The organism is Streptomyces sp. URMC 129 (genome assembly GCF_051386415.1).
In the GTDB taxonomy this organism is placed as follows: domain Bacteria; phylum Actinomycetota; class Actinomycetes; order Streptomycetales; family Streptomycetaceae; genus Streptomyces.
Genome location: NZ_JBPQTQ010000179.1, coordinates 1 through 9,112 on the forward strand (window position 1 = coordinate 1; position 9,112 = coordinate 9,112).

At 76.6% G+C, this 9,112-nt stretch carries 4 protein-coding genes; 1 reads left to right on the forward strand and 3 read right to left on the reverse strand.

Annotation, left to right across the window (positions count from 1 at the left end):
• Positions 1 to 31: 31 nt before the first annotated feature.
• The 3 genes from ACSNOC_RS25750 to ACSNOC_RS25760 are packed head-to-tail and all read right to left on the reverse strand — an operon-like array spanning position 32 to position 7,298.
• On the reverse strand, positions 32 to 1,051 hold the full coding sequence (locus ACSNOC_RS25750) for an alpha/beta hydrolase (protein WP_436749970.1): 1,020 nt from the start codon (positions 1,049 to 1,051) through the stop codon (positions 32 to 34).
• Between the two features lie 14 nt (positions 1,052 to 1,065).
• Positions 1,066 to 5,502, reverse strand: coding sequence for an acyltransferase domain-containing protein (locus tag ACSNOC_RS25755; RefSeq protein WP_436749971.1), 4,437 nt, complete (start codon positions 5,500 to 5,502; stop codon positions 1,066 to 1,068).
• Positions 5,499 to 7,298 carry a fatty acyl-AMP ligase gene (locus tag ACSNOC_RS25760; protein ID WP_436749972.1) on the reverse strand — a complete coding sequence of 600 codons (1,800 nt, stop codon included), beginning with the start codon at positions 7,296 to 7,298 and terminating at the stop codon, positions 5,499 to 5,501. The genes ACSNOC_RS25755 and ACSNOC_RS25760 overlap by 4 nt, the downstream gene beginning before the upstream one ends.
• Before the next feature lie 69 nt (positions 7,299 to 7,367).
• Here ACSNOC_RS25760 and ACSNOC_RS25765 point away from each other — a divergent pair.
• The coding region (locus ACSNOC_RS25765) for an MFS transporter (RefSeq protein ID WP_436749973.1) at positions 7,368 to 9,112 on the forward strand (1,745 nt) is incomplete at its 3' end.

Consider the following 9,112-nt stretch of genomic DNA (forward strand, 5'->3'; position numbering starts at 1 on the left):
GGCAGGACGGGGGAGGGGACGGCGGCGGGGCTCAGGCGGGCAGGCCCAGCGCCTCCGCGAGCATCGGCCAGGATCTCTCGAACTCCCGCTCCCAGTACGGCCAGGCGTGGGAGCCGCCGAGGTAGAAGTGGGTGGTCACGGGGATGCGCAGCGACGACAGCCGCTGGGCGAACGCCTGCGTCGACGGCCACAGCGCGCTCTCCAGCCCCTCGCCCAGCAGGTCCCCGGCGCCGCCGACCAGGCCGCTGCCGGCGGAGACGTAGAGCGAGGTGCCGCGCAGCTTCTCGGCCTGGCTGTACGGGTTGTTGGCCTCCCAGGCGGCCCGGCTCAGGAACGGGTAGCCCCACAGCGCCCCCGCGAGCAGCCCCTCCCGGGCGAGGATCGCCGTCAGCACGGTCGGGATGCCGGGGAACTGGGTGTGCAGGATGCCGCTGTACGAGGCCGCCGCGCCGAACGTGCCGGGCCGGTGCATGGCGAGCGCGTACGCCGCGTACCCGCCGGTGGAGATCCCGGCCACGGCCCGCTCGGTCCCGGCCCGGTAGCCGCGCTGGAGAAGCTGCATCAACTCGTCGGCCTGGAACGTTAGGTAGTCCTGGCCGTTCTGCCACTTCGCGGTGATCCCGGTGCGCCCGGCCGACGGCATGACGGTGATGGCGTCCCGGTCCGCCATGAGCGCCTCGATGTCCGTCTCCCGCGTCCACGAGTCGTAGTCGTCACCGCCCCCGTGCAGCAGGTAGAGCACGGGCCAGGTGCGGTCCGCCTGCGCCGACCAGCCCTCGGGCAGCAGCACCCGCGCCGGGATGGTCCGCCCCACGGCCGGGGACTGGATCTGGAGATCCACCGTGCGGTCGTCCAGCCACGTCTCGGAGACGACACGGGCGCCGTCGTCGGCCCTGGCGGCAAGTCCCGCCGTCACCTGGGTGCCCGTGCCGCTGCCCAGCGCGTCGGGGGCGTGGACCAGACCGGCCACGGCGGCGAGGACGGCCGCGCCCGCCACGGCGGCGCGGGAGGCGCGTCTCGGGAGGCGGCGGCGGGGCTGCTGTGCGAGCATGGGCGGTTCTCTCCTCAGCTTGCGGCCAGGTCGCGGGCGAGGAACCCGGCCAGGATGTCGACGACGGGGGGTTCCAGCAGGGACATGTGGTGTCCCGGCAGCGGGGCGACGGTGAGGTCCGCGCAGTGCGCGTCCCAGCCCAGCGCCTCGTCGGTGCGCTCGTAGCGGGGGTCGCGGACGGTGTGCGGCGCCTCCTCGGTGGCCCGGTAGAGCAGGGTGCGGCCCGCGTACGGGAGTGGGGTGTGCCGCTCGGCGCTGCGCAGGTCGAGGTAGGAGGTGCGCTGGTGCTCGGCGATGGCCGGGGGCAGGTCGATCGCCTGTTCGAGCGCCTTCGCGACGCGCTCCACCTGCTCGTCGTCGCTCAGCTCGGCCAGTTCGTCGTAGGGCAGCGGCAGTTCGGCGCCGTAGGTCTGCTCGACGTAGGCGGCGAACGCGCTGAAGCGGCGCCGGGCCTCGTCCGCCGGGGACAGCGCGCGCCCGGTGGCGGGCAGCGGCAGCACGGAGTCGATGAGGACCAGGGCGGCGACGGTGCCGCCGCCGGCCGTCAGCAGCCGGGCCGTCTCCTGCGCGGCGAGTCCGCCGTAGGACCAGCCCCCCACGATCCACGGCCCGTCGGGCGCGGTCCGGCGGATCAGCTCCGCGTAGACGGCGGCCCGTTCGGTGACATCGGCCGTGCCGGGCAGCCGCTCCAGCCCGTGGACGGGCCGGTCGCCGCCGGGGAGCCGCCCCAGCCGCTGGACGAGGGTCCGGTAGACGGCGGTGGTGCCGCCCGCCGGGTGGGCCAGGAACACCGGCGGCAGGCCGCCGCCGGTGGCCAGGGTGGTCAGCGGGCCGGTGCCGGTGGCCGCGGTGAGGGCGGGCCGGACGCGGGAGGCGAGGGAGGCGACCGTGGTCGGCGGCCGGGTCAGGTCCCCGGCGGTCACCGGCGTGCCGGTGCCCTCGGACAGCGCCTCGGCCAGGCGGCCCACCAGCTCCGGCGCGGCCTCGGCCAGCCGCAGGTCCGTCAGGGCACCGGGCGGCGGCCCCCCGGTGAGGGACTCCCAGGCGTGGGCCACGAGCCGCTCGGCCTCGTCCCGCGGCGCCGGCCCGCCGGGCGCCGCGGCACCCGGCGCGACGCCGCCGTCCTCGGGCGCCGGGCCGCCGTCGAGGAGCGCGGCCACCCCCGCCACGGTGCCCTGGCGCAGCAGCACGCGGGGGTCGAGCCGGGCGCCGAACTCGTCGGAGACGGCCGCGATGATCCGCGCGGCCATCAGCGAGTCCAGCCCGAGGTCCGTCAGCGGCACGTCCTCTCCGATGCTGTCCGGCGGGTAGCCCATGATCGCGGCGACCCGCGCCCGCAGCCGGTCGGCCGTGGTCGGCGGGGTCACCGGGGCGGCCCCGGTCGCCGGAGCGCCGCCGCCGGGCATCGGCCCCGACGCGGACGCGGGCGCGGCGCGCTCGGCCGGGTCGTCCGCGGCCCAGTAGCGGCGGTGGCGCCAGCGCGGCCCGGGGACGTCGATCACCCGGCCGCCCGGATGCAGGGCGGGCGGCCGGGCGCCGATTCCGTGGACGGCGAGGGTGGCCAGCGCGCGGCGGAACGCGAGGGAGTCGTCGGTGCCGCGGCGGAGCGTCGGCAGCACCAGCGCGCCCGGCGTCCCGGCCGCGCGCAGCGTCTCGGTCAGCGGGTGCGCCTGGGTGGGGTGCGGCGACAGCTCCACGAACACCCGGTGCCCGTCCTCGGCGGCGGCGGTCACCGCCTGGGCGAAGCGGACCGGGCGGCGCAGGTTCGCCGCCCAGTACCCGGCGTCGAACGCGGGCGCGGCGCGCGGGTCGTCCTCCACCGTCGAGTAGTAACGGTGCCGGGGCTCGGAGTGCGGAACGGTGCCCAGCTCCCGCAGCAGCGGCCCGAGCAGCGGGTCGAGCTGCGGGGAGTGCCCGGCGGCGCCGCCCGCGGGCATCACCCGGGCCAGGCCGCCCCCGGCGGTCACCTGCTCGACCAGCCGCCGGACGTCCCCGGCCGAGCCGGTGACCACGCACTGCTCGGGAGAGGCGTGCACGGCCACCTGAAGGCTGGTCAGCTCCCCGGCCCTGGCCATCACCTCGGCCTCCGGCAGCCCGACCACGGCCATCGCCCCGCCGGTCAGCCCGTCCAGCAGCCAGGAGCGGGTGGCGACGACGCGGGCGCCGGTGTCGGCGTCCAGCGCCCCGGCGACGACGGCCGCCGCGACCTCGCCCATCGAGTGGCCGATGACGGCGGCCGGCTCGTGCCCGTAGGAGCGCCACAGCTCCGCCAGCGCGACCTGGATCCCGAACAGCACGGGCTGCACCACGGAGGGCACGTCCAGCGCGGCGTCCGGCCGCAGGTGCCCGCGCAGGGACAGGCCCGCGTGGCGCTGGAGCATCGGCTCCAGACGGTCGACGGCCGTGGCGAACACGGGCTCGGCGGCCAGCAGGCGTTCGGCCATGCCGGGCCACTGCGAGCCGTAGCCGGAGAACACCCACACCGCGCCCGGCCCCGGCGCGGCGGCGCGGCGGCCGTCGCCCGTGATCAGCGCCTGGTGCGGGCGGCCCTCGGCCAGCGCGGCCAGCGCCTCGCCCAGCTCGGCGCCGCTGTGCGCGACGGCCGCGGCGGCGTGCCGCCCCCGGCCGGTGCGCCCGGACACCGTGCGGCCGATGTCGCAGGGGCGGTGACGGCGGCCGGCCGGGGAGGCCAGCCAGGTCGCCAGCTCGCCCGCGTCCTCGCGCAGCCGCGCCCCGGTCGGCGCGTCGAGCAGCACGACCGCGGGCGCCCCCTGCCCGGCGGGCGGGGCGGTGCGCGGGGACCCCGCCGCGCGGTGCTCCTGGAGCACGACGTGGGCGTTGGTGCCGCCGAAGCCGAACGCCGAGACGCCCGCGGTCGCCGTTCCCGAATACCGCGGCCACGGCTCGGCGTCCGTGACCACCCGCAGCGCCAGGGCGTCGAAGTCGATGTACGGGCTCGGTTCCCGGAAGTGGAGCTGCGGCGGGATCTCGCCGTGGTGCAGGGCCAGCACCGTCTTGATGAACCCGGCGATCCCGGCCGCCGCTTCCAGGTGCCCGAGGTTGGTCTTGGCGCTGCCGATCAGCAGCGGCCGGTCGACCTCCCGGCCCCGGCCCAGGACCCGGCCCAGCGCGGCGGCCTCGATCGGGTCGCCCAGCGCCGTGCCGGTGCCGTGCGCCTCCACGTAGTCCACCAGCCCGGGGGCCACCGGGCCCAGCCCGGCGTGCGCCTCGGCCAGCAGCGCCCGCTGCGCCTCCGCGTTGGGCGCCAGCAGCCCGTTGGAGCGGCCGTCGGAGTTGACGGCGGTGGCGCGGACGACGGCCAGGATCCGGTCGCCGTCCCGCTCGGCGTCCGCCAGCCGCTTCAGCACCACGACCCCGCAGCCCTCGCCGCGCACCATGCCGTCGGCCGCCGCGTCGAACGTCTTGCACCGCCCGTCGGCGGCGGTGGCCCCGGCGCGCTGGAAGCCCAGCGTGACCGCGGGCGTCAGCAGCAGGTTGACCCCGCCGGCCAGCGCGGTGTCGATCTCGCCGCCGGCCAGCGCGCGGGCCGCCTGGTGGACGGCGACCAGCGACGAGGAGCAGGCCGTGTCGATCGCCATGCTCGGGCCGCGCAGGTCCATCGCGTAGCTCAGCCGGTTGGCGGCGATCGACAGTGCCGCGCCCGGCGGCGTCCACCCGTCGATCCGGCCCAGGTCGGCCATGGTCAGCCGGGCGTACTCGTTGCCGCTGATCCCCACGTACACGCCGGTGCGCGAACCGGCCAGGCGGGCGGCGGGCAGCCCCGCGTGGTCCAGGCTCTCGCGCGCGACCTCCAGCAGGATCCGCTGCTGCGGGTCCATCGCGGCGGCCTCGTTCGGGGCGATGCCGAAGAACTCCGCGTCGAACGCGGCGATCTCGTCGATCCCGCCCAGGAACGCGCCGTGCCGGCTGACCTCCGTCAGCTCCGCCGGCTCCGCCGCCCCGGCCGCCGCGGCGTCCGTGCCCCAGGACAGGAACGGGTCCCACCGCCCGTCCGGCAGCGTGCCGACCACGTCGCCGCCCCGGCTCAGCAGTTCCCAGTACGCCTCCGCCCCGCGCACGCCGCCCGGCAGGCGGCAGCCGACGCCGATCACCGCGACCGCCTGCGACGGGCCGCCCGCCCAGCCGGGCGCCGTCCCCGCCCCGGCGGGGACGGCGGCCGGTACCACGACGTCCGGCACGGTGCCGTCGGCCAGCTCGTTCACCAGGGCGACCAGCCGCGCGGGCGTGGACGCCTCCCACATCAGCGTGGGTGGCAGCCGCATCCCCGCGACCGCCGACAGCTCGGCGGCCAGGGCGACGGCGTGCCGGGAGGTCAGCCCCAGCTCGGCGAAGGGCCGGTCGTCCGCCACCTGCTCCGGGACCAGCCCGTACCACTCGCCGAGCCGGTTCACGACCGTCCGGCGCACCGACTCCCCGATACTCGCCGTCACTGCGCCTCCTGCCGCCGGGCCTCCCGCCACCGCGGCTGCGCGCCCTCGGCCCCGGCGTAGGCGCCGGTCAGGTACTGCGCGCGGCAGGCGCTGCGGGAGACCTTTCCACTGGAGGTGCGCGGCACCGTGCCCGGCGGCACCAGCAGCAGCCGGTCCAGCCGCACCCCGTGCGCGACGGACACCCGCGCCCGGGCCGTGCCCTCGGCCTCCTCGCACAGCGCGGCCGTCGGCTCGACGTCCCGGCGGTGCTCGGCCACCACGATCACCCGGTCCGCGCCGTCCCCGTCGCCGGGCACGGCGAACGCGGCCAGCCGGTCGCGGCGCACGGCGGCGACCGTCGACTGCACGGTCTCCTCCAGGTCCTGCGGGTAGTGGTTGCGGCCGTCCACGATGATCAGGTCCTTCAGCCGGCCGGTGACCAGCACCTGTCCGTCGTGCACCGCGCCCAGGTCGCCCGTCCGCAGCCACGGCTCGTCGCCCATGCCGGGGACGGGCGTCCCGAAGGTGTCGGCCGAGCGGTCCGACCGCTTCCAGTAGCCCAGGCCGATGTTCGGGCCGCGCAGCCGGATCTCCCCGACCCGCCCGTCCGGCAGCGCGGCGCCGGTGTCCGGGTCGGTGACGCACAGTTCCTGCCCGACCGGCACGCCGCACGCGACCAGCGACGTGGCCGCCGGGTCGGCCGGGTCCACCGGCTCGATCCGCCCCAGCGCCAGCCCCTCCCGCTCGCACGTCACCGCGTGCGGCGCCCGGTCCAGCGGGTCGGCGGCGACGAACACGGTGGCCTCGGCCAGCCCGTACGACGGGCAGTGCGCCTCCGGCGGCAGCCCCGCCGGGCCGAACAGCTCCTGGAACCGCTCGATGGTGCCGGTGCGCACCGGCTCGCTGCCGTTGATCAGCGTCCGCACCCGCTCCAGGCCGCGCACGCCCGCCGCCTGCTCCGGGGTGATGCGGGAGGCGCAGTAGTCGTAGGCGAAGTTCGGCGCGGCGCTGATCGTCCCCCGGTAGGAGCCCAGCAGCCGCAGCCACCGGACCGGCTCCTCCAGGAAGGAGATCGGGTCCATCAGCACCGAGGGGACCCCGCACACGATGGGCGCCGCGACGCTGAGCACCAGGCCCATGTCGTGGAAGAGCGGCAGCCACCCCACCGTGGTCGACAGGTCCGGGTGGCCGTCGAACGCGGCGATGGTCTGCTGGGCGTTGGCCGCCACGTTCCCGTGGCTGATCACCACACCGGCCGGGGTGCGGGTGGAGCCCGAGGTGTACTGGAGGTACGCGATGTCGTCCGCGTCCGGCGCCACCACGATCTCCCGCGCCGCCGCGTCCGGCAGCTCGTCCACCAGAACGATCGGCACCGCCGGGTTCCGGTGCTCCTCGGCGAAGGCGCGCACCAGCGGGGCGGTCGCCGCGTCGCTCAGCACGCACGCCGGCTCGCAGTCGTCCAGCACGGCCGCCAGCCGCCCCTGGTGGCCGGGCAGGTCCGGGCTGAACAGCGGCACCGCGATCACGCGCGCGTAGAGGCAGCCGAGGAACGCGGCCACGTAGTCGAGCCCCTGCGGCAGCATCAGCGCCGCCCGGTCCCCCGGGCGGACCGTCTCCGACAGCCGCTCGGCGACGGCCTGGGCGCGCTGGTACAGCCGCTGCCAGGACAGGCTGCGGTGCACTCCCGGAGAGTCCGGATCCGGGAACTCGACGAAGGTGAACGCGCGGAGATGCCCGCGCTCGACCGACCAGCGTCGCAATTCGGCCGTCAGCGGACGGTATTCGGGAAACCGTTCTGGCGTGTAGTTCGGTGGCATAACGCTCCATGGGCAGGGCGATGGGGGGACTGCCGGGTGCGGCCACGAACGGGTGGAAAGTGCCTCCGCATGCGACGCAGACCCGATCGTGACCCCAAAGAGAAGGTTCTGACGCCGTGCGTGCGGCGGTTAGAGAACAGGTTGACAGTTCGCGCCGGGCTCTTTGTCAGTCCCGGGACAAGGTGTCGCCCGACTGCGCGAGTATGGTCCGGACACACGACAGGGAGGGGCGCGGTGGGCGGAACCAGGCAGCTCGCGGTGCTGGCCATGATCGCTCTGGCGGGGTTCATCACCACGCTCGACAACACGGTGATCAACGTCGCGCTGCCGTCCGTGCAGCGCGATCTGGACCTGAGCCTGAAGGACCTGGAGTGGGTCGCCACCAGCTACGTGCTGAGCTTCGGCGCCCTGCTGCTGGTCGGCGGCCGGCTCGCCGACCTCCTGGGCCGCCGCCCGGTCCTGGCCGCCGGGCTGGTGATCTTCACGGTCTCGTCCGTGTTCGTCGGGCTGGCCGGCAGCGGCACCGCGCTGATCATGGCCCGCACGGTGCAGGGCGTGGGCGCCGCCCTGGTCATCCCCGCCTCGCTGGCGGTCGTCGCCACCGACCTGCCGGAGCGCCGCCGCGCCTTCGCGATCGGCGTGTGGACGTCCGCGCTGGCCGTCGCGCTGGCGCTCGGTCCCATGGCGGGCGGCATCATCACCGAGCACTGGGGCTGGGAGTGGGTCTTCTACCTCAACGTCCCCTTCGGCCTCGCCGCGCTGGCGCTCACCCTCGCCGTCCCGCCCGCCGCCCGCCAGGAGAACGACGACAGCCGCCTGCTGACCGTCCTGGACGTGCCGGGCGTGGTGCTGTCCACCCTCGCGCTGTACCTCCTGACGTACGGGCTGGTGGAGGGCGGCGCCGAGGGATTCCGCACCTCGCCCGTCCCGCAGTACCTGATCGGCGCGGCCGTGGCGGGCCTGCTGTTCCTCGTCGTGGAGTCGCGCACGTTCCTCCCGCTGGTCGACCCCGGCCTCTTCCGCAACCGCGCGCTCAGCGGCGGCACCGCCGCCCAGGTGCTGTGGGGCATCGGCGTCAACGGGGTGTTCTTCTTCACCGCCCTGTACCTCCAGCAGATCCTGGGCTTCTCGCCCACCAAGGCCGGGCTCGCCTTCCTGCCGCTGGCGCTGGCGCTGCTGGTCACCACGCCGTACGCGGAGCGCTGGTCGAAGGCGGTGGGCGCGCACCGGGTGATCGCCGCCGGGCTGGCCGCCGTCGCCGGCGGCCTGCTGCTGGTGTCGCAGCAGGGCGCGGACGCCACCTACGGCAGCCTCCAGCCGGGCCTGCTGCTGATCGGCGCCGGTTCCGCGCTGACCACGCCGCTGACGATCCGGTCCCTGGGCGGCGTCCCGGTCACCCGCACCGGCATGGCGTCCGGCGTGGTCAGCGCGGCCCGCGAGGTGTCCGGCGTGTTCGGGGTGGTGCTCGTCGGCGTCGTGCTGACCCGGCGCGAGCGGTCCGCGCTCCAGGACGGCCTCGACCCGGCCGCCGCGTTCCTGCACGGCTACGACACCGGGCTCCGGCTCGCGGCCGGGTGCGTGCTGGCGGGCGCGCTGATCACGCTGGTCGCGCTGCGCCGCCCCGGCCGCCACCGTGCCGCCCGGCGCGCGCGGCCGGGCGGCGTCCCGGGCCTGGACCTGCCCGGCCTGGGGAACCTCGGCGGCCTCAGCGGCGTGGCCGACTGGGCCCGCCGGCCCGGACCGGCGGCGTCCCGGACCGGGACTTCCGCCCCGGACACCCCCGCCGCCCCGGCGCCCACCACCGAGGGCACCGC

Coding starts and splice junctions, on each gene's coding strand:
- ACSNOC_RS25750 (WP_436749970.1), bottom strand. CDS start 1,051: ATGCTCGCACAGCAGCCCCGCCGCCGCCTCCCGAGACGCGCCTCCCGC.
- ACSNOC_RS25760 (WP_436749972.1), bottom strand. CDS start 7,298: ATGCCACCGAACTACACGCCAGAACGGTTTCCCGAATACCGTCCGCTG.